Source organism: Halobaculum sp. EA56, assembly GCF_051195075.1.
Taxonomy (GTDB): domain Archaea; phylum Halobacteriota; class Halobacteria; order Halobacteriales; family Haloferacaceae; genus Halobaculum.
Map to the genome: position 1 here is coordinate 313,346 of NZ_JBNTJX010000004.1, position 18,172 is coordinate 331,517.

Below are 18,172 nucleotides of genomic sequence, written 5' to 3' on the forward strand. Positions count from 1 at the left end.
AGCCGGCCGTTGTCGGGCGGCCGGGATAAGCGACCCGGGCTCGACCGCGGGCGGCCGGCGGGGGAGGTCCCCGACGGAGATCGATCCCCGCGACCGCCCGTGTGCCGCTCTCGGATCCCGCTTCCGCCGACGACACCCTTTCCGGGGTCCGGACCCGACTTCCGCGTGCATGAGCGAACCCGACACGGCGCTGTTCGTCGTCAGCGAGGAGGGGTACTGGGCCGAGGAGTGTATCGAGCCGCTCACGACGCTCGACGCCGCGGGCGTCGACGTGAGCGTGGCGACGCCGTCCGGGTCGCCGCCGGAGGTGGACGAGCGCTCGCTCGACCCCGACGACGTGGGCGAGGAGACGGCCGCCGAGTACCGCGAGATCCACGAGACCGACGACCGCCTACGCGACCCCGAGCCGCTCGCGGCGGTCGAGGCCGGCGACTACGACGCCGTCGTGTTCCCCGGCGGCCACGGCACCGTCTGGGACGTGAACCAGGACCGCCACGCCCGCGCGGCGCTCCGGGAGGCGGTCGCGGGCGACGACGGCGTCGCGCTGGTCGTCTGTCACGCGGTCGGGATCCTCGCGTTCACGCGGACCGACGACGGCGGGTTCCTCGTCGACGGCCGAGACGTGACCGGCTTCCCGAACGAGTGGGAGGAGGGTATCGTCGACGACCTCGACCGTATCGAGGGCCGCAAGCTCCCCTACTGGGTCGAGGACGAGGTCGTCGCCGCCGGCGGGAACTGGGACGCCGAACTGGACGCCGACACCAGCGTCGCCGTCGACGGCGACCTGATCACCGCCCGCGGCCCCGGCTCGTCGAGCGAGGCCGCCGAGACGCTGCTGGCGGAGCTGGGCGTCGAGACGGTCGCGTAGACACGGACACGCCGCCGCGCGGTCGGTCCGCCCGCGGGCCGCTCCCCGTCGCTCGGACCTCAGCCGTCGGACTCGATGACGAAGGCCGGTTCCTCGACGTTCTCGGCCCTGCACTCGGGGCACCGCGAGGGCGCGTTCACGGGGTCGTCGAAGCCGTCGAAGCCGCAGTCGCGGCACTCCGGCGGCGCGACGAGGAACTCCTCGTCGTCGGGCAGCGAGCGCGCGACGTGGTCCAGGTGATCGTACACCGCCGCGCGCGTCAGGTCGAACTCGGCGGCGAGCGCGCTCCCCGCGAGCGGCCGGTCCCGAAGCTCGTCGGCGATCCGCTCGCGGGTCGTCCGGTCGGGCATACCCGCCCGGAGCGGACGCGTGGACGAAGCCCTTTCGCCGGGGCCTCGACCCCGCCCGCCGTTCCCCGCATCCGGGTCCACGAACGTACGCGGGGTGGGACGGGCGGCCGTCACGACGAACCGGGAACCGCCCGCCTCGATAGAGGAAAGAACCTTGTCGGTGGGGCCTGACGGGGCGCCTATGAAGGCAGTCGTTCTCGCCGGCGGGTACGCGACGAGGCTGTGGCCGATCACGCGCCACCGCCCGAAGATGTTCCTGCCGGTCGGCGACAACACCGTCATCGACGAGATATTCGCCGACCTGGAGGCCGACGACCGGGTCGACGAGGTGTTCGTCTCGACGAACGAGCGCTTCGCCGAGGAGTTCGAGACGTACCTCGCCGACTCGCGCTTCGAGAAGCCGACCGTCTCCGTCGAGGACACCAGCGCCGAGGACGAGAAGTTCGGCGTCGTCGGCGCGCTCGCGCAGCTCATCGACCGCGAGGGCGTCGACGACGACATGGTCGTCATCGCCGGCGACAACCTCATCTCCTTCGACGTCGCGGAGTTCGTCGACTTCTTCGAGGAGAAGGGGACTCCGGCGCTGGCGGCCTACGACGTCGGGTCCCGCGAGCGCGCGAAGAGCTACGGACTGGTCCAGCTCGACGGCGACCGCGTCGTCGACTTCCAGGAGAAGCCGGACGACCCCAACAGCACCCTCGTCTCCATCGCGTGTTACGCGTTCCCGCGCGAGACGCTCCCGGACTTCGAGGAGTACCTCTCGGACGGGAACAACCCCGACGAGCCCGGCTGGTTCATCCAGTGGCTCCAGTCGCGTCAGCCGGTCCACGCGTTCACGTTCGACGAGGCCTGGTACGACATCGGGACGCCCGAGAGCTACCTCGAGGCCGTCGCGTGGTACCTCGACGGCGGGACGGTCGTCCACCCGGACGCGACCGTGGAGGACTCCGAGCTCGGCGAGAACGTCCACGTGATGGCGGGCGCGACGGTGACGGGCTCGTCGCTGTCGGAGTCGGTGGTCTTCCCGAACGCGACCGTCCGGAACGCGGACCTCCGGCGCAGCATCGTCGACGAGGAGACGGTCGTCGACGGCCTCGACCTGTCGGGCGCGCTCGTGGGCGCCCACTCGCGGCTGACGACCCAGGACTGAGGACTCGTCCCCCCGCGGGGCCGGTCCGGGCCGGGGCGGCTCCCTCACTCCCCCAGCCGCGCGTCAGTCACCCGGATCCGCCCCCTCGTTCCGTCCCATTCGGTGTCGTACTCCAGTTCCACGGGCCGGTCCATGTGCGGGCCGTCGGTGACGAACGTCTCGAACTCCCCGCCCTCGCCGAGGAGGTGGACGCCGTACTCCTCGTTCAGTTCCGACAGGTCCGCCAGCGCGTCGCGGTCGAGCGTCCGGCCGAGCCAGGACTCGTCCAGCCCCGCGGCGGCGACCTGGAGGACCGTTATCTCGAAGCCCGCCTCCAGCATCTCGTCCGCGAGGGCGCGCGGGTCGCGCTGCCACAGCGGCGCGAACAGGTCGATCCCCAGGCGCCCGCACATCGACTCGATCCGGCTCGTCTGGAACTCGGACTCGACGGCCCCGGCCGTGACGCCCCCGAGCGGGAGGTCCGCCGCGAGTTCGCGCAACGCCGCCTCCATCGGCTCCAGTTCGGTGTCACCCTGCGCCCCCGAATCCGTCGTCGAGGCGGCGTCGAAGTCCTCCGGCTCCACCTCGATCAGCGGGACCCCGATGCTCTCGGCGGCCAGCGCGGCCAGCCGCGTCTCGGGGACGTGGTACATGTAGGAGTCGCCCGCGGGGTGGACGGTGAGCAGGCGCTCGACCGGGAGCCCGCGCTCCAGCGCCCGGTACACCGCCCACGAGGAGTCCTTCCCGCCGGAGAACAGCCCGACGTAGGCGCCCCCGTCGGGGAGGTCGGCGTCCGCGTCGTCGCTCATACCGCGTGTACGTCCCGAGGCGACCTTACCCGTGACGGTTCGGCCGACGGCGGCTCGCCGGACCCCGACGGGCGATACCGGTTTGAGACTCCGCGCCCTAGTCGAGGTATGTCCGGGTCACCGGGGACCGGCTCGGGACTCAGGGCGGCGATGGCGGTCGCCGGCGTCGCGACCATCGCCTTCTACGCCGTCGCCGCCTCCCTCGTCGCGCGCCTCGCCGGGTTCGTCTGGGCGAACCGTCCCGACCTGCTCACGCTCGCGTGGGCGTTCCTCGCGGCGACGCTGCTGTCGGGATACCTCACCTACCGGTTCGGGACGGGCCGCACGCTGGCGGGGCTGGACGCGCGCGAACTCCCCCGCGAGCGCGCGCCGTCCGTCCACCGGATCGTCGACGCGCTCTCTGCGGAGATGGACGTGTCCCGACCGCGCGTGTACGTCGCCCGGCTGGACGAGCCCAACGCGTTGGCGTTGGGCGGCCGCCCGCCCGCGCTCGTCGTGGACTACTCGCTGTTCCGGCTGCTCTCGGCCGCCGAGCTGGAGGGGGTGCTCGCCCACGAGTTCGCCCACATCGAGGGCCGGGACGGCCTCGTCCAGACGCTCGGCCACAGCGTCGTCCACACCGCCGTCGGCCTCGTCGCGCTGGCGCTGGTCCCGCTGGCGTTCGTCGCCGGCGGCTTCGCCCGCGGCCTCGCGCTCGTCCGCGGCGAGCCGGGGCGCTGGCACCACACGGTCCCCGGCCGTCTGCGGGTCGGTCTCGCTCAGGTGCTCACGCTCCTGTTGATCGGACTGACGGTGTTCCTGCGGGCCTACTCCCGGCGGCGCGAGCACGCCGCCGACGACCGCGCGGTCGAGGTGACGGGGCGGCCGCTGGCGCTGGCGCGGGCGCTCCGGAAGATCGACCGGGCGCGGGAGGGGGGGTTCCCGCTCGCGCCGCTGTACCGGCGGGACGCGTCCGAACAACACCCGATAGGCAGGCTCCTCTCGACGCACCCGCCGATGGAGGAGCGGGTCGAGCGCCTCCGTCGGCGGGCGGCGGAAGCGGGTCGTTCGGGGGAACGGACCGGCGGTCCGCCCGGTACGGGCGCCGGTGACGGGCAGGCCGGGGGCGGCCTCCGACCCGGTCGGCCGAACCGCGCGGACGACGGGTGGACGCGGATCCCGATCCGGGAGCGGTGACGCGCGGCTAGCCGTCGGAATACGGGGGTGAGAACGGGATCGGTCGGCCGCCGGTTCGTCGTCCGCGGCTGAGCGTCAGCGGCCCGTCGTCACATGTACCCCAGGTCGCGGAGGCGCTCCATCAGGTCCTCCTTGTCCTGGGCGCGGCCGGCGCGCTCGGTCGTGTTCTCCATGTCCTGCAGCCAGGCGGGCTCCTCGGCGGACTTGTCCGTCGAGATCTCAGAGCCCAGCGAGCGGAAGCCCGCGAAGTACTTCGGCGAGACGGGGATGTCCTCGATCTCGATGCCCTCCGGGAGGTCGTCGAACCCCTGCGGGACGTAGCCGTCGTCGGGGTAGCCCTCGACCGTCTCCGGCACGACGAAGTACCAGAAGGCGTCCCACACGTCGGCCTCCTCGAACTGGAGGATCGGCTGAATGCGGTCGTGCGGCGGGTAGATGTCCGGGTCGTGGCGCGGCGAGAAGAACGTCTCGTCGGCGCGCGCCTCCTGTTCGTCCCAGCGGATGCCGGAGATGATGCCGTCGATGTCCTCCGACTCCAGCGTGTCGTTGAGCGCGACCGTCTTCAGCAGGTGGTTGCCGACGTACGTGTCAAGCAGGAACGGGAACGTCTCCTCCTCGTACTCCAGGATGTTCCGGATGTGGTGCTGGTTGTGCTCGGAGAGGCCGTCGACGGGGATGTCGTCGCCCGGCTCCAGGCCGTTCTCGTCGACGTACTCGCCCACGTCCGTGTTGCGGGCCCAGACGACCTCCAGGTCCCACTCGTCGGCCCAGTGGCGCACGAAGTCCATCAGCTCGTCGAAGTGCTGGTAGTGGTCGATGAAGACCGTGACCGGCAGCTCCAGCTCGTCGTGCTGCTCGACGACCTCCTTCACGAAGTACAGCGTCAGCGTCGAGTCCTTCCCGCCGGTCCACATCACCGCGGGGTTCTCGTACTCGCGCAGGCCGGTCTCGACGACCTCCAGCGCCTTCTCGATCTTGTGCTCGATGCTCGGGTAGTCCGCCGGCGACTCGCCCTCGCCGTCGGTGTAGTCCACGTCCAGGTAGTCCGGGAACTCCTGCTGAGTCTCTGCCATGCGTGTTAATGAGATATAATTACTGTCTTAAAGGTCTTGTGACCCTAACCGCGAATCCGAACCGTTCGGATCCGGTAGCCGCCGCCTAGCGACGCTCGAACGGCCCCGACGGTCGGCCCCGGCCCGCGTGGCCGATCAGCTGATGAACTTGTTGTCGCGCCACTCGACGCCGCCCTTCTCGGCGTCGCGGTTGGGCGTCTCGACGACCTCGACGCTGGCGGGGCGCTCCTCGCCCTCGACGATGCGGTGTGCGTGCAGTTCGTTGTCGACCTCGGTGATGGCCGTCAGCGTCCCCTTCTCCGAGAGCAGCGCGATCTCCCGGAGCACGAGGAACATCGGATACTGGAGCGCGGTGTTCTGCAGCACCGTCTCGCGGTCGCCCTTGAAGCAGGCGAACTCCACGAGCTCGGAGGGGATCTCCTCCTCCTCCTCCTGCATCCAGCCGCCGCCGGTCCGGGGCGGCTCCTCCTCGTAGACGCGCGTCTCGGAGACGCTCGCCTTCAACTGCGCGGTCGGCGTGTACTTGCCGATCGACTCGTCGTCCGAGACCGCCTTGAGGATGAGCGTGTTGTTTCGCCTGGTGATGTCGACGTCCTCGACACCCTCCGGGAGCTCGGGATCGCTGTCGAAGTGGTCCTGAAGGTCTTCGAGCGGCAGTTCGAGCGTCGAGTGAAGTCGGTATACGCGGCCTGTCATATGTGTGGGGTGGGGTGGGTGGGCGCGACGGGTCGACCGCGGCCTCCCGCGGCTACCCGTCGAGTTGTCCCTACTCGGGTTACGGTACGCGCCGGATCGGTAAAACACCTGTCCCCGACCGCGGTAGCCGGTGGCACGCCCCCGGGCGGACCGGGAGTACCCCGTCGCTACGCCTCGACGCCGAGCGTCTCGGCGAGTTCGCCGCGCTCGTCGAGTTCGGCGAGCACGTCGCTGCCGCCGACGAACTCGCCGTCGACGAACGTCTGCGGGATGGTCTCCCACCCGCTCTCGGACTCCAGGGCCGCGCGGTACTCGGGAAGCGCGGGGAGCACGTCGACCGTCTCGAACTCCTCGACGTGCTGGGCGATGAGTCCGACGGCGCGCTTGGAGTAGCCGCACTGGGGCATCAGCCGGTTCCCCTTCATGAACAGCACCACGTCGTTCTCGGCGACGGCCTCCTGGACGCGCGCCTCGGCCTCCTCGGGCGAGAGTTCGCTCTCGGGCTGGAACGTCATGGGAGCAGGTAGGCGACTGCGGTTCATAGACGTTGCGTCGGCGACGAGGAAGCGACGCCGGATCCGCGTAGGGACCGCGGTATCCCGTGCGGCGGCGACGCGACCGGCCTCGATCAGTCCCGGCCGACGCCGACCACGTTGATCAGCGAGTAGACGGGGACCCCGCCGACCTCGTCGAGCCCCTGCTTGTCGACGATGACGACGCACGCCTTGGGCTGGCCGCCCTCGGCCTTCACCGCCTCGACCGTCTCTGTGAGCGTGGTCCCGGAGGTGACGGTGTCGTCGACGACGTAGCACTCGCGCCCGCGGATCGTCGCGAAGTTGCGCGAGAAGCCGCCGCCCACGTCGTCGATGTCGCCCTCGTCCCACTGGTGCTTCGCGGGGGCGTACGCCGCCATGTCCGTGTCGAGTTCGCGCGCGATGGTCGTCGCCAGCGGCGTCCCCGCCTTCTCGATGCCGACGGTGAGGTCGACCGACTCGCCCTCCTTGGCGAGCAGGTCGGCCATCGCCCGGCCGATGTGGGTCAGCCGCTTGGAGTCGCGGCCGATCGTCGACCAGTCGACGTGGATGTCCTGCGGGCCGGAGGGCCCGGTCGCGGCGGCCTCGGCCGAGTCGGCGGGCTGTGCCCCCGAGCGGTCCACGAGCCAGGAGGCCGTCTCCCGGGAGACGTTCAGTTCGTCGGCGATCTCCCCCTTCGAGAGCCCGCGCTCGGCCAACTCCGCCGCGTCGTCGATCAGGTCGTCGACGTTCTTCATCGTGCGCCGAATTCCACGGCCGTCTTGATAGTGGTGTCGTCGTCGTCGAAGGCGCGCTCGAACTCGTCGAGCCCGTACACCCCGGTCACCAGCGCGTCCGTGAACCACTCCGGCAGCGCCGCGACGGACTCGACGGCGCGCTCGAAGTGGCGGACGTTCGAGTTGACCGACCCGACCAGCGCCTTGTTGTGGAGGACGAACTCGCGGTGGAGCGTGCCGCCGTCGACCTCGAACTCCCAGTCGTTCGGCACGCCCAGCAGCGCCCCCACGCCGTTGGGCGCGAGCGCCTCGATGGTCTCGAAGGCGTGCCTCGCGTAGCCGGTCGCCTCGTACACGAAGTCCATCGCCTCGTACGCCTCGGGCACCTCGTCGACGGGCGTCTCGCGGGAGTCGACGTACGTCGCCCCGAGCTCCTCGATGATGTCGATGGTCGGGTCCGGCCGGTCGCGCCGGCCGAGACAGTAGAGGCGCTGGAAGGAGTCGTCGAGCATCGCCACCGTGAGCAGGCCGAGGCTCCCGTTCCCGAGCACGAACGCCGACTCCGGCGACCACTCGAACGCCGACCGGCTCGCGCGGGCGTGTTCGATCGCCTTCTCGGTGATCGACGCGGGCTCGACGAGGAAGCCCAGGCCGGCGAGTTCGGGCGGACACCGGACCAGGTGCTCGGCAGGGCTGACGAAGTACTCCGCCATGAACCCGTGGGCGCCGTCGATGCCGCGCTCGTGGTAGAACCCCTCGGGGGCCATGTCCGGCTCCCCCCGCGCGAAGTAGTCGTTCGAGCCGTTCGGTCGGCGGCGGACGGTCGGGACGACCACGTCGCCGGCCGAGAGGCCGGTCCCGTTGGGGTCGACGACGACGCCCACCGCCTCGTGGCCGAGCACGATGTGGTCCTCTCCCTCGGGATAGCCGCCGTGGCTCCCCGAGATGACCTCGTGGTCGGTCCCGTCGACGCCCACGCGGAGCGTCCGGACCAGCGCCTCGCCGTCGGCCGGCTCCGGACGGGGCTTCTCGATGAGCGTCGGGGACCCCTCCCCCCGACGGACCGCGATAGCTTGCATGCACACCGCTACCGTCCGAGTCGCCAAAAGGCTTATTCTATACTGAGTAAATAGTTGATCCAGCGGCGGACCCGGAACGGGGCGGTCGTCGAGTCGATCGACGCCGCGCCCGACCGTCTGTCACCACAGCTACCACGTCACGTCACCGGGTGTCGCCGCGTTCCGTGCCACGTGCCGGCCGCCCGGGCCGCCTCCGTGCGGCGGTCCGGGACGCGTCGGCGCCGTCGCGGACCGATCCTGCCCGGGAACCGCGTCACTCGACCCGCCGGTACATCCCCTTCGAGGCCGGCCTCGTTTCCTCGTAGCCGAAGCGCTCGTAGAAGCCGTCCACGTCGCCCATGAGGTTGACGTACGCGCCGCTCGGGGCGTGGTCGTCGACGAACCGGTCGACCGCGCGCATCAGTCGCGTGCCGAGGCCGCGCCGCTGGTGGGCCGGGTGGACCGCCATGTCGCAGACGTGGTAGACCGAGCCGCCGTCGCCGACGACCCGCGCCATCCCGACCACCTCGCCGTCGTCGACGCTCGCGTCCGCGACGGGAACGGACCCGGGGTCGCGGTCGGTGTCGACGACGCGGACCGCGTACACGCTGTTCGGGAGGCCCCGTTCGACGCCCTCGGGCGGCCGCTCGGCCATGTCGGCCAGCGCCCGCAGCCGCTGGAACTCCTCGACGGTCGGCGGGCCCACGCGCAGGTCGTACCCGTCGTCGTCGGGGTCGATGTCGACCATACCCGGCTCACCGCTCCCGTCGGAGAAAAAGCCGTCCGGATCGGCGGCGGCGACACCGTCGTCGGATGCCGAAGCGACGCCGTCGGGACGGCGACGCCGGGCGCGCGGCCGCCGGCGACGCGTCGACCGCGCGGTTACTCGTCCTCGCCCTCGGGGTCGGCGAGGAACTCGAACTCGTCGAGGTATCCCTCGATCGAGGCCGTGTCGTGGTCGACGTACTGCTCGTCGTCCACGTCGATCGTCGCGAGGCCCACGCCCTCCGGTTCGAGGCCCCCGTCGTCGCCCGACTCCGCGAGCGCGGCCAGCGCGAGTTCGATCCCCTGCTCCTGGCTGAGGTCATCGCTGTAGCCCTCCTCCAGCCGCTCGCGCACGTCCGCGCGGTTCGCGCCGATCGACAGCGCCTTCCACTCGTAGGGGGTGCCCGACGGGTCGGTCTCGAACAGGCGGGGCTCGCCGTTCTCGATGCCGCCGACGATGAGCGCGACGCCGAACGGGCGCGCCCCCCCGACCTGTGTGTACTGCTGGATGTGGTCGGTGACCGACTTCGTCAGCGTCTCGATGCCCATCTCCTCGCCGTAGCGGAGGCGGTTCACCTGCGCCTGCCGGCGGGCGAAGTCGATGAGCTGGCGGGCGTCGGCGACGTGGCCGGCGCTGGCGATGCCGACGTGGTCGTCGATCTTGTGGAGCTTCTCGACGGAGGCGGGCTCCATCAGCTCCGACCGCGAGCGCTTGTCCGCCGCGAGCACGACGCCCTCGGCCGTGCGAACGCCGACGCTCGCCGTGCCGCGCTTGACCGCCTCCCGGGCGTACTCGACCTGGTAGAGGCGCCCGTCCGGGGAGAAGATGGTGATCCCTCGGTCGTACGCCTGTTGTTGGGCTTGTCCCTGCATCGTGTATCAGTGTCCGTCCGAATCCGCGTCGTCGGCCGGGTCGGACCGACCCGGCGCGGAGGTCTCTGCGGCCGTCGCCGCGAGGAACCCCGACGACGTCGACACGTCGACCGCGCCGTCGCGACGGCGGCGGCCCGTGCCGGCCTCGCCGGCGTCCGCGAGCTCGACGGTGCTCTCGTCCACGAGTCCGCCTGCGTCGCCTAAATACCTTTCTTCACCGGCCCGTATCGTCCCGGAGACGCCGCGAACCCTGATCCCGACGGGACGCCCGTCTACCTCGCCGACGCACGCCAGCGCGGCCCGCGCGCGGTCGACCTCGCCGCGCCGGGCGCGCACGAGCGCCTCGCCGCGCCCGTCCGCGAATCGGAACCGCACGACCGTCAGGTCGGCGTCGGCGCTTCCCGGGTCGCCCAGGAGGTTCTGGGCGGCGTACCACGCCTCGCGCTGGAACGCCCCCCGCGTGAGGTCGGCGTCCGGCCACGACTCCAGGCCGACCGCGAGGTATCGCCACCGCGGCCGGAGGTGTTTGGGGAGGTGTCTCACTGCGCGCCCCCGCCTACGTCTCCCGGCCGCCGGAGACGACGCGCTCGGCGGTGATCACGCCCACCTGGTCGTGGACGCGGTCCACCTGCGTCACGGCGTAGCCGGCGTCGGTGAAGTAGTCGACGAGCGTGCCGACGGTCGCGGGGTCGTCCACCTCGGGGCTGTAGAACGGCTCCTCGGGGTCGGGCTCCCCGAAGAACATCACGTCCCCGAGGACGATCCGCCGCGGGCCGACCGAGTCGCTCCGGCTGGGCGTGACCCCGCCGTCGAGCGCGGCCCACGTCTCGATGGCCTCGCGCTTCTCCTCGTCGGCGAGGTGGTGGAGCGCGAAGTTCGAGGTGACGACCTGCGCCTCGCCGTCGTACCGCGGGTCGCGGAACTCGCCGTAGCCGAACTCGACGCCCTCGATCCCCGCCTCCGCGGCCTTCCGCTCGGCCTGCTCCAGCATCCCGTCGCTCACGTCGCGGCCGACCACGCGCGCGGCGTCGTCGGCGAGCGCGAGCGCGATGGCGCCGGTGCCCGTCCCCAGGTCGAGGACCGTGTCCGTGCCGTTGGGCGCGGCCCGCCGGACGACCAGGCCGGCGCACGCCTCGTACTCCTCGCTGTTCTGCTCGTCGTCGTAGTCGCCGGCGGCCTCCGAGAACCGCGCCGCGTGTTCATCGATCGTCTTCTTCACACCCGTCGACTCGGACCCCCGGGGAAATGAACTCCGCGGACAGGCGCTCGCGGTTGCGCGCCGCGAGCCGACCCCACTCCGCGAGCCCGGCCCGGATCCACGCCGGCTCGAACCCCAGTTCCTCGCCGAGCGCGACCAGCTCGCGGGGCGCCCGGAGTTCGAGATGGGAGGCCGGCCGCGCGCTCACGACGTACGGCGCGTCGTAGTGGCCGACGATCTCGCGGAGCTTCCGGAGCCCCTTGAGCGCGCGCACCCGGCTCCCGCCGGACTCCCGCAGCGCCGGGCCGAGGTCGAACTCCACGCGCGTCCCGTGTTCGCGGGCCGCCTTCGCGAGCACGTGGTTGACGCCCCCGTCGCCCGACAGCGGCGCCGCGAGCACGTCGACGCGGTCCTGCTCGACGGCGAAGCGGTTGAGCGTGTCCGTCCCGCCGCGCACGAGGACCACCGGGTAGTCGGGCCGGAAGTTCCCGACCGCGCCGCTGGCCGAGGAGGGCTCGTCCGCGACGACCTCGACGGCCGGCACCACGTCCACGTCGTAGCGGTCGCGGAGGTCCGCGGGGTCGAACTCCGCCTCCCTGGTTCGAACGACGAGGCCGCCGTAGCCGTGGCGCCGGGCGGTCTGCGCCAGCCGGCCGACCGTCGCGTCGCCGTCGGGATGGGCGTAGGCGGCCTCGTAGGGAGGAAACTCCCCGTCGGCCTCCGGCCCGCCGTCGGCCGGTAGGCCGGCTCCCGGCTCCCCGGCTCCGGGCCCGTCGTCCGCCGACTCGCCGTCCGTCACCGCTCGTCACCGCCGGTCGCGTCGTCGCCGTCGACGCCCCCGTCGCCGCGGTCGGTCACGGCGTCGAACCCCTGTGGGTCGGCGGCCGCGGCCGCGACCCGCACGGCGGCGACGTTCTCGGCGGCGTCGTGGACCCGGACGACGTCGGCGCCGTTGGCCGCCGCCAGCGCCGTCGCCGCGACGGTACCGTGGGGGGCGTCGCCGGCGGCCTCGCCCGTCAGCTCGAACATCGACTTGTGGGAGTGGCCGAACAGGACCGGGCACCCGAGCGCGTCGAACTCGCCCAGGCGGCCGAGGAGCTCGAAGTTCTCCCGCGCCGACTTCCCGAAGCCGACGCCGGGGTCGACGATCACGTTTTCCCGCGGGATCCCCGCCTTCTCCGCGAGCAGGACCCGCTCGCCCAGCTCCGCGATCACGTCCTCGACGACGTCGTCGTAGTCGGGGTCGTTGTCCGGGTCGACCGGGGCGTCGATGCTGTGCATCACGATCACCGGCACGTCGCGCTCGGCCGCGAGGAAGCGCATCCCGGGGTCCTCCAGCCCGGTCACGTCGTTGAGCACGTCGGCGCCCGCGTCCAGCGCCGCCTCCGCGACGGCGGCCTTCCGCGTGTCCACCGAGATCAGCGCGTCGGCGTCCGACACCGCCTCGATGACCGGGACGATGCGGTCGATCTCCTCGTCCGCGGGCACCTCGTCGGCCCCCGGCCGGGTCGACTCGCCGCCCACGTCGAGGATGTCGACGCCCGCGTCGACCAGCGCCTCCGCCTGCGCGAGCGCGTCCGCCTCGTCGAAGTACTCCCCGCCGTCGTGGAACGAGTCGGGCGTGACGTTGAGGATCCCCATCACGGCGGTCCCCTCCTCCCACGGGTAGCCGTCGGCGGAACCGTCGGTGGCGTCGGAGGGCCCCGACGCCCCCGACGCGCCGACCGAGCGGTCCCCGCTCGAGCCGTCCGGTCCCGCCGCGATCCCGACCGCCTCACGGAGATCGGCGGCGACGCCCGAGAGGCCGTGCCCCCGGCCGTCGAGCGCGTCCGCGAGCATGACGAAGCCGGCTCGGCTCCCCGACAGCACGGCCTCCGAGAGCTCCCCGCCGTCGACCCCGGAGACGCCGCAGGCGACGCCCGTGCGGGCGGCTTCCCGGCGGATGACGGCCGCCTGCGCCTCCGAGACGCGGGTCTTCACCGTCTCGTGGACGGCCTCGTCGGCGACCCCCTCGGCGTCCGCGTCGGGGACGTCCGCGGCCGCGAGCGCCTCGCGCGCGGCCTCCGGGCCGTCGATGCGCTTCGGGACGACCTGCCGCGTCCAGGTCGTGCGCGCCGCGGCGACGCAGAACAGCGACCCCGTGAGGAGGACGCAGTCGTCGTCGTCCGCCGCCGCGCGGGCGGCCGCGAGGGCGTCCGCGACCGCGTCGCCCGCGGTCACGTCCGCGTCGCCGGCGCGCTCGAACACCCGCGCGAGCACCGCGGGGTCCTCCGCGCGGTCGAGCGCCGGCGCACAGGTGTGGACCGTCGCCGGGTCGGGCAGCGCCCCGGCCATCTCGTCGTGGTCCTTGTCGTGCATCGCGCCGAACACGAGGTGGAGGTCGTCGAACTCGAACTCCCCCAGCGTGTCCGCGAGCGTCGCGCAGGCGGCGGGGTTGTGCGCGCCGTCGAGGACGACCAGCGGGTCGCTCCCCATCACCTCGAAGCGCCCGGGCCAGTGGGCGTTCCTGAGGCCGCGAGCGAGCGTCCCGCCGTCGGCGACGCCCAACTGCCGCACGAGCGCGGCGCCGACGCCCGCGTTCGTCGCCTGGTACGCCCCCAGCAGGGGGATCCGCGTCTCGACGGCCCAGCCGTCGCCCACGAGCGCGACGAGCGACTCCTGGGGGCTGACCGCGCCCTCGTAGGTCGCCGAGAGGTCGGCGTGGGCCGGCTCCGGGCCCCCCGTCGGGCCGGATACCGTGAACACGTCGCCGGCGACCTCCCGGACCGTCTCCAGGGCCGCGCCGTCGGTCGCCGTGACGAGGGGGTTCCCCGACGACTCCGGCGCGACCTTCGCCTTCGTGCGCGCGATCTCCTCGACCGTGTCGCCGAGGACGGCGGTGTGCTCCAGCGAGACGTTCGTCACCGCCGCGGCGGCGGGGTCGACGACGCTCGTTGCGTCGTACTCGCCGCCCATCCCGACCTCCAGCACCGCGACGTCGACGTCGGCGCGGTCGAACCGCCACAGCGCCAGCGCCGTGACCACCTCGAAGAAGGTGAGCGGCTCGCCGTCGGCCGCCCGCTCGACGAGCCACGGCCGCGCCGCCTCGACGAACGCCGTCACCTCCGACTTGGGGACCGTCCGCCCGTCGACCCGGACCCGCTCGCGGAGGTCCTCGAAGTGCGGGGAGGTGTACAGGCCGACGCGGCGGCCGTCCTCGCGGAGGACGGACTCGACCATCCGGGCGACGCTCCCCTTCCCGTTCGACCCCGCGACCTGGACGAAGTCGATCCCCTCGTGGGGGTCGCCGAGGTGCGCCAGCAGGTCCCGCACCGACTCGGTGCCCGGCTTGACCTGGAAGCGCCGGAGGTCGAAGAGGAAGTTCGCCGCCTCGTGGTAGCGCATACCCGGAGGGACTTGCGGGGCGCGCTTATGGCTAACGGGAGCGCCCGGGTCCGCGTCGCGTACGGCGGCCCTACCGGGATCGTGTCCCCGTATAACAAGCACCGCTCCGCGAGAACCGGCGGACGGTGAACACGGAATGGTACACCAGATAGTCTGTGAGGACGCCGGGATGGACTGCTCGTTCGTCGTGAAGTCGGAGTCCGACGACGAACTCGTCGAGATGGCGAAACGGCACGGCGAGCGGCGGCACGGCGTGGAGATGGACGAGAACGACGTCCGCGACCTGATCAAGCCGGCCTGAGTCGGGGGCGTCGCCGAGCCGGAGCGAACGCCGGGTCGAACCGACCGCCCGGGGCGGTCACGCCGGCCGCTCAGTCGTGGCGGAACGCGCGGTCGCCGGTGAACACCATCGCCATGTCGTGCTCGTTCGCGGCCGCGATCACGTCGTCGTCGTTGACGGAGCCCCCGGGCTGGATGACCGCCTCGATGCCCGCGTCGGCCGCCTCCTCGATGGCGTCCGGGAACGGGAAGAACGCGTCCGAGGCCATCACGGCGCCATCGGCGGACTTGCCCTCGGCGTCCTTCTCCGCCTTCATCGCCGCCAGCGTGACGGCGTCGACCCGGCTCACCTGCCCCATCCCGACGCCGACGGTCTCGGTGCCGGTCGCGAACAGGATGCCGTTGGACTTCACGTGCTTCATCACGCGCCACGCGAACAGCATCGTCTCCACCTCGTCGTCGGTGGGCGCGCGCTCGGTGACGACCTCCAGGTCGTCGCACTCGGGCGCCTGCAGGTCGCGCTCCTGCACGAGGCGACCGCCGACGATGGGCTTCTCGGTGAGCGCCTCGGTGCGCTCGCCGAACGACTCCTCGTCGCCCACGTCGAGCACGCGGAGGTTGTCCTTCCCGAACAGCACCTCCAGCGCGTCGTCCGTGTAGCCGGGGGCGACGACGACCTCCTTGAACGAGTCGACGATCAGTTCCGCCGTCTCCGCGTCGCACTCGCGGTTGAGCGCGACGATGCCGCCGAAGGCAGACTTCGCGTCCGTCGAGAGCGCGTCCGCGTACGCCTGCGCGAGGGTGTCGGCGGTCGCACAGCCGGCGGGGTTGGTGTGCTTGATGACGGCCGCCGCGGGCTCGTCGAACTCCTTCACGAGGTTGCACGCGCCGTCGGCGTCGTTGTAGTTGTTGTACGAGAGCTTCTTGGCGCCCTCGTTGAGCTGGTCGGCGGCGACGACGTTCGCCTCCGCGCAGGTGGTGTCGGCGTAGAGGGCGGCGTCCTGGTGGGGGTTCTCCCCGTAGCGGAGCTCCCGGACGCGGTCCTCGCTCGTCGTCCGCCGGGCGGGGAAGCGCCCGTCTCCGGCGTCGTCGCCCTCGACCGTCACCTCGTGGGCGTCGAGGTCGACCGTCACGCGCCCGTCCGCGAACCACTTCACCGCGCGGGGGTACGCCGCGAACTCGGCCTCGTACAGCACGCGCTCCTTCAGATCGGCCACGTCGTCGCCCTCGTAGACGGGCACCGCCTCCTGAGTGACGATGGGGCCGCCGTCGACCTCCTCGGTGACGACGTGGACGGTACACCCCGTCTGGCGCACGCCCGCGTCGAGCACCCGTTCGTGGGCGTTGCGCCCCGGGAACGACGGGAGCAGCGACGGGTGGACGTTCAGCGTGGTCGGCGCGGCGTCGAGGAAGGTGTCCGTCAGGACGCGCATGTAGCCGTCGAGACAGACGACATCGAAGTCGTGTCCCGAGAGGGCGTCGAGGACGCGCTCCTCGTGGGCCTCGCGCGCCTCGTCCTCGTCGCGCTCGACGACCTCGGTCGCGACCCCGCGCTCGGCCATCGCGTCGAGCACCGGCGCGTCGGCGTCGTTCGTCAGGACGACCGACAGCTCAGCCCCGCCCGGCGCCCGGTCCGCGACGTTCCGAAGGTTGCGCCCGCGATTGCTCGCCATGCCCGCGATCTTCATACGCCAACGCTCCCGCGCCGCCGGAAAGAGCGTTGCGGTCCGGCCCCGATCGGTATGCACGAACGCGCATCGAATCGGCCGAGGATCGGGAGACAGTGCCACCACGTATGCACGCCCGTGGTGGTTCCGGGCTCCGCCGACCGAAACCGCTTTGCCGCCGGCGTCGGGAGCGCGGGTATGGACCTACCCCGGGAGGACCCCCTCGCCGCCGTCTCGCCGCTCGACGGCCGCTACGCGGGCCGGACGGAACCGCTCGTCCCCTACGCGAGCGAGGCCGGACTGATCCGCGCCCGCGTCCGCGTCGAGGTCGCGTACCTGCTCGCGCTGGCCGACGAGCCGGGCGTCGCCCTCGACCTCTCGGCGGACGAGCGCGCCGACCTCCGCGCCGTCGTCGAGGAGTTCTCCGCGGACGACGCCCGCCTCGTCAAGCGCCTCGAGACGGAGGGAGCCGAGGGCTACGCGGCGACCAACCACGACGTGAAGGCCGTCGAGTACTTCCTGCGCACGGAGACGCCCGAGCGCGTCCACCCCTGGATCCACTTCGGGCTCACCAGCGAGGACGTGAACAACCTCGCCCAGCGCCTGCTCGTGAAGCCGGCCGTCGAGTCGGTGCTGGTGCCCGACCTGCGGGACCTGCGCGACACGCTCGCCGACGAGGCGCGCGAGCACCGGGACGTGCCGATGCTCGCGCGGACGCACGGCCAGCCCGCGACGCCGACGACGTGGGGGAAGGAACTGGCCGTCTACGCCGCCCGACTCGGGCGGGCGATCGGACGCGTCGAGGCGGCATCGGGAGACCTCTCGGGGAAGCTCGCGGGGGCCTCGGGCACCTACGCGGCCCACCGCGCCGCCTACCCCGACGTGGACTGGCGGGCGTTCTCCCGGGAGTTCGTCGGGTCGCTCGGGCTGGATCACACCGCGCTGGCGACGCAGGTGAACCCCTGCGACGACCTCGCGGCGCTGTTCGACGCCCTCCGCGGCGCCAACAACGTCCTCCTCGACCTGGACCGGGACGTGTGGCTGTACGTCTCGGACCGGTACCTCGGCCAGGAGGCCGCCGAGGGCGAGACCGGATCGTCGACGATGCCGCACAAGGTGAACCCCATCGACTTCGAGAACAGCGAGGGCAACCTCTCGAAGGCGAACTCGGATCTCACCTTCCTCGCGGACTACGTCACCACCTCGCGCCTCCAGCGCGACCTCTCGGACTCGACGGTCAAGCGCAACGTCGGGGCCGCGCTCGCGCACTGTCTCATCGGCTACTCGAAGACCGCCGCCGGGCTGGCGAAGGTCGTCCCCAACGAGCGGGTCATGCGGGAGGAACTGGAGGCGACGCCGGAGGTGATCGGCGAGGCCGTCCAGACGGTCCTCCGTCGCGAGGGCGACACCGCCGCCTACGAGCGCGTGAAGGAGCTGACCCGCGGCGAGCGCGTCACGCTCGCGGACTTCCGCGACCTGTTCGACGACCTCGACGTGGACGCGTCCGTCCGCGAGGAACTCCGCGCGCTGACGCCCGCCGGCTACGTCGGCTACGGCGGCGAGTTGGTGGAGGAACTGGACGACGGGTCGTAGGTCCG

The 18,172-nt window shown here is 72.1% G+C and carries 19 protein-coding genes; 5 read left to right on the top strand and 14 right to left on the bottom strand.

The genetic code is table 11. The annotated features are described in order from the left end of the window. Positions 1-169 precede the first annotated feature (169 nt). On the top strand, positions 170-868 hold the full coding sequence (locus tag ACQUQ1_RS09500; RefSeq protein WP_435064037.1) for a type 1 glutamine amidotransferase domain-containing protein: 699 nt from the start codon (positions 170-172) through the stop codon (positions 866-868). A gap of 59 nt (positions 869-927) precedes the next feature. Here the strand turns inward: ACQUQ1_RS09500 and ACQUQ1_RS09505 are convergent, their stop codons facing one another. Next, the gene (locus ACQUQ1_RS09505) at positions 928-1,218 is read right to left on the bottom strand and encodes a transcriptional regulator (RefSeq protein ID WP_435064038.1); all 291 of its coding nucleotides are present in this window, start codon (positions 1,216-1,218) and stop codon (positions 928-930) included. A 181-nt stretch (positions 1,219-1,399) separates the two neighbouring features. Here ACQUQ1_RS09505 and ACQUQ1_RS09510 point away from each other — a divergent pair, with 181 nt between their 5' ends. Continuing rightward, positions 1,400-2,368, top strand: coding sequence for a sugar phosphate nucleotidyltransferase (locus ACQUQ1_RS09510; RefSeq protein ID WP_435064039.1), 969 nt, complete (start codon positions 1,400-1,402; stop codon positions 2,366-2,368). A 44-nt stretch (positions 2,369-2,412) separates the two neighbouring features. Here ACQUQ1_RS09510 and ACQUQ1_RS09515 read toward each other — a convergent pair whose 3' ends face one another. Further along, a complete protein-coding gene (locus ACQUQ1_RS09515) occupies positions 2,413-3,156 on the bottom strand; it encodes a diphthine--ammonia ligase (RefSeq protein WP_435064040.1) in 744 nt (247 codons plus the stop codon). A gap of 108 nt (positions 3,157-3,264) precedes the next feature. Between ACQUQ1_RS09515 and ACQUQ1_RS09520 the strand changes: the two genes are divergently transcribed. Beyond that, on the top strand, positions 3,265-4,332 hold the full coding sequence (locus ACQUQ1_RS09520) for a M48 family metallopeptidase (protein ID WP_435064041.1): 1,068 nt from the start codon (positions 3,265-3,267) through the stop codon (positions 4,330-4,332). 89 nt (positions 4,333-4,421) lie between these two features. On the opposite strand, the gene ACQUQ1_RS09525 is transcribed toward ACQUQ1_RS09520, so the two are convergent. The 11 genes from ACQUQ1_RS09525 to folP form a co-directional block, all read right to left on the bottom strand. Next, complete coding sequence (locus ACQUQ1_RS09525) at positions 4,422-5,405, bottom strand: phosphoadenosine phosphosulfate reductase family protein (RefSeq protein ID WP_435064042.1); 984 nt, start codon at positions 5,403-5,405, stop codon at positions 4,422-4,424. A gap of 135 nt (positions 5,406-5,540) precedes the next feature. Further along, complete coding sequence (locus tag ACQUQ1_RS09530; protein WP_435064043.1) at positions 5,541-6,101, bottom strand: DUF7110 family protein; 561 nt, start codon at positions 6,099-6,101, stop codon at positions 5,541-5,543. A 167-nt stretch (positions 6,102-6,268) separates the two neighbouring features. Further along, the gene (locus ACQUQ1_RS09535) at positions 6,269-6,616 is read right to left on the bottom strand and encodes a glutaredoxin family protein (protein ID WP_435064044.1); all 348 of its coding nucleotides are present in this window, start codon (positions 6,614-6,616) and stop codon (positions 6,269-6,271) included. Positions 6,617-6,729: 113 nt separating this feature from the next. Next, on the bottom strand, positions 6,730-7,371 hold the full coding sequence (gfcR, locus tag ACQUQ1_RS09540) for a transcriptional regulator GfcR (RefSeq protein WP_435064045.1): 642 nt from the start codon (positions 7,369-7,371) through the stop codon (positions 6,730-6,732). Then, a complete protein-coding gene (locus tag ACQUQ1_RS09545; protein WP_435064046.1) occupies positions 7,368-8,429 on the bottom strand; it encodes a glucose 1-dehydrogenase in 1,062 nt (353 codons plus the stop codon). Before ACQUQ1_RS09545 ends, gfcR begins: the two co-directional genes overlap by 4 nt. Before the next feature lie 253 nt (positions 8,430-8,682). Beyond that, positions 8,683-9,156, bottom strand: a complete 474-nt coding sequence (locus tag ACQUQ1_RS09550) for a GNAT family N-acetyltransferase (protein WP_435064047.1) — start codon at positions 9,154-9,156, stop codon at positions 8,683-8,685. Between the two features lie 134 nt (positions 9,157-9,290). Then, the gene (psmA, locus tag ACQUQ1_RS09555; RefSeq protein ID WP_435064048.1) at positions 9,291-10,046 is read right to left on the bottom strand and encodes an archaeal proteasome endopeptidase complex subunit alpha; all 756 of its coding nucleotides are present in this window, start codon (positions 10,044-10,046) and stop codon (positions 9,291-9,293) included. Between the two features lie 6 nt (positions 10,047-10,052). Continuing rightward, on the bottom strand, positions 10,053-10,589 hold the full coding sequence (locus ACQUQ1_RS09560) for an Rpp14/Pop5 family protein (protein ID WP_435064049.1): 537 nt from the start codon (positions 10,587-10,589) through the stop codon (positions 10,053-10,055). A gap of 13 nt (positions 10,590-10,602) precedes the next feature. Next, positions 10,603-11,265: a class I SAM-dependent methyltransferase gene (locus ACQUQ1_RS09565; protein WP_435064050.1), complete on the bottom strand. Its 663-nt coding sequence runs from the start codon at positions 11,263-11,265 to the stop codon at positions 10,603-10,605. After that, positions 11,246-12,043 (bottom strand): RNase P subunit p30 family protein, encoded by a 798-nt coding sequence (locus ACQUQ1_RS09570; RefSeq protein ID WP_435064051.1) that lies wholly within the window; start codon positions 12,041-12,043, stop codon positions 11,246-11,248. The genes ACQUQ1_RS09565 and ACQUQ1_RS09570 overlap by 20 nt, the downstream gene beginning before the upstream one ends. Beyond that, positions 12,040-14,628: a dihydropteroate synthase gene (gene folP, locus ACQUQ1_RS09575; protein WP_435064052.1), complete on the bottom strand. Its 2,589-nt coding sequence runs from the start codon at positions 14,626-14,628 to the stop codon at positions 12,040-12,042. The genes ACQUQ1_RS09570 and folP overlap by 4 nt, the downstream gene beginning before the upstream one ends. Positions 14,629-14,764: 136 nt before the next feature. Here folP and ACQUQ1_RS09580 point away from each other — a divergent pair, with 136 nt between their 5' ends. Continuing rightward, positions 14,765-14,929 (top strand): DUF1059 domain-containing protein, encoded by a 165-nt coding sequence (locus ACQUQ1_RS09580; RefSeq protein ID WP_435064053.1) that lies wholly within the window; start codon positions 14,765-14,767, stop codon positions 14,927-14,929. A gap of 70 nt (positions 14,930-14,999) precedes the next feature. Here ACQUQ1_RS09580 and purH read toward each other — a convergent pair whose 3' ends face one another. Beyond that, positions 15,000-16,595, bottom strand: a complete 1,596-nt coding sequence (gene purH, locus ACQUQ1_RS09585) for a bifunctional phosphoribosylaminoimidazolecarboxamide formyltransferase/IMP cyclohydrolase (RefSeq protein ID WP_435064054.1) — start codon at positions 16,593-16,595, stop codon at positions 15,000-15,002. 177 nt (positions 16,596-16,772) lie between these two features. Between purH and purB the strand changes: the two genes are divergently transcribed. Further along, complete coding sequence (purB, locus tag ACQUQ1_RS09590) at positions 16,773-18,167, top strand: adenylosuccinate lyase (RefSeq protein ID WP_435064055.1); 1,395 nt, start codon at positions 16,773-16,775, stop codon at positions 18,165-18,167. Positions 18,168-18,172: the final 5 nt, after the last annotated feature.

Excerpts from the sequence above, each read along its gene's own strand:
- ACQUQ1_RS09525 (WP_435064042.1), bottom strand. The coding sequence starts at position 5,405 with ATGGCAGAGACTCAGCAGGAGTTCCCGGACTACCTGGACGTGGACTAC.
- gfcR (WP_435064045.1), bottom strand. The coding sequence starts at position 7,371 with ATGAAGAACGTCGACGACCTGATCGACGACGCGGCGGAGTTGGCCGAG.
- purB (WP_435064055.1), top strand. The coding sequence starts at position 16,773 with ATGGACCTACCCCGGGAGGACCCCCTCGCCGCCGTCTCGCCGCTCGAC.
- ACQUQ1_RS09535 (WP_435064044.1), bottom strand. The coding sequence starts at position 6,616 with ATGACGTTCCAGCCCGAGAGCGAACTCTCGCCCGAGGAGGCCGAGGCG.
- ACQUQ1_RS09545 (WP_435064046.1), bottom strand. The coding sequence starts at position 8,429 with ATGCAAGCTATCGCGGTCCGTCGGGGGGAGGGGTCCCCGACGCTCATC.
- ACQUQ1_RS09550 (WP_435064047.1), bottom strand. The coding sequence starts at position 9,156 with ATGGTCGACATCGACCCCGACGACGACGGGTACGACCTGCGCGTGGGC.
- psmA (WP_435064048.1), bottom strand. The coding sequence starts at position 10,046 with ATGCAGGGACAAGCCCAACAACAGGCGTACGACCGAGGGATCACCATC.
- ACQUQ1_RS09530 (WP_435064043.1), bottom strand. The coding sequence starts at position 6,101 with ATGACAGGCCGCGTATACCGACTTCACTCGACGCTCGAACTGCCGCTC.
- ACQUQ1_RS09500 (WP_435064037.1), top strand. The coding sequence starts at position 170 with ATGAGCGAACCCGACACGGCGCTGTTCGTCGTCAGCGAGGAGGGGTAC.
- folP (WP_435064052.1), bottom strand. The coding sequence starts at position 14,628 with ATGCGCTACCACGAGGCGGCGAACTTCCTCTTCGACCTCCGGCGCTTC.
- ACQUQ1_RS09515 (WP_435064040.1), bottom strand. The coding sequence starts at position 3,156 with ATGAGCGACGACGCGGACGCCGACCTCCCCGACGGGGGCGCCTACGTC.
- ACQUQ1_RS09505 (WP_435064038.1), bottom strand. The coding sequence starts at position 1,218 with ATGCCCGACCGGACGACCCGCGAGCGGATCGCCGACGAGCTTCGGGAC.
- ACQUQ1_RS09520 (WP_435064041.1), top strand. The coding sequence starts at position 3,265 with ATGTCCGGGTCACCGGGGACCGGCTCGGGACTCAGGGCGGCGATGGCG.
- ACQUQ1_RS09580 (WP_435064053.1), top strand. The coding sequence starts at position 14,765 with ATGGTACACCAGATAGTCTGTGAGGACGCCGGGATGGACTGCTCGTTC.
- purH (WP_435064054.1), bottom strand. The coding sequence starts at position 16,595 with ATGAAGATCGCGGGCATGGCGAGCAATCGCGGGCGCAACCTTCGGAAC.
- ACQUQ1_RS09510 (WP_435064039.1), top strand. The coding sequence starts at position 1,400 with ATGAAGGCAGTCGTTCTCGCCGGCGGGTACGCGACGAGGCTGTGGCCG.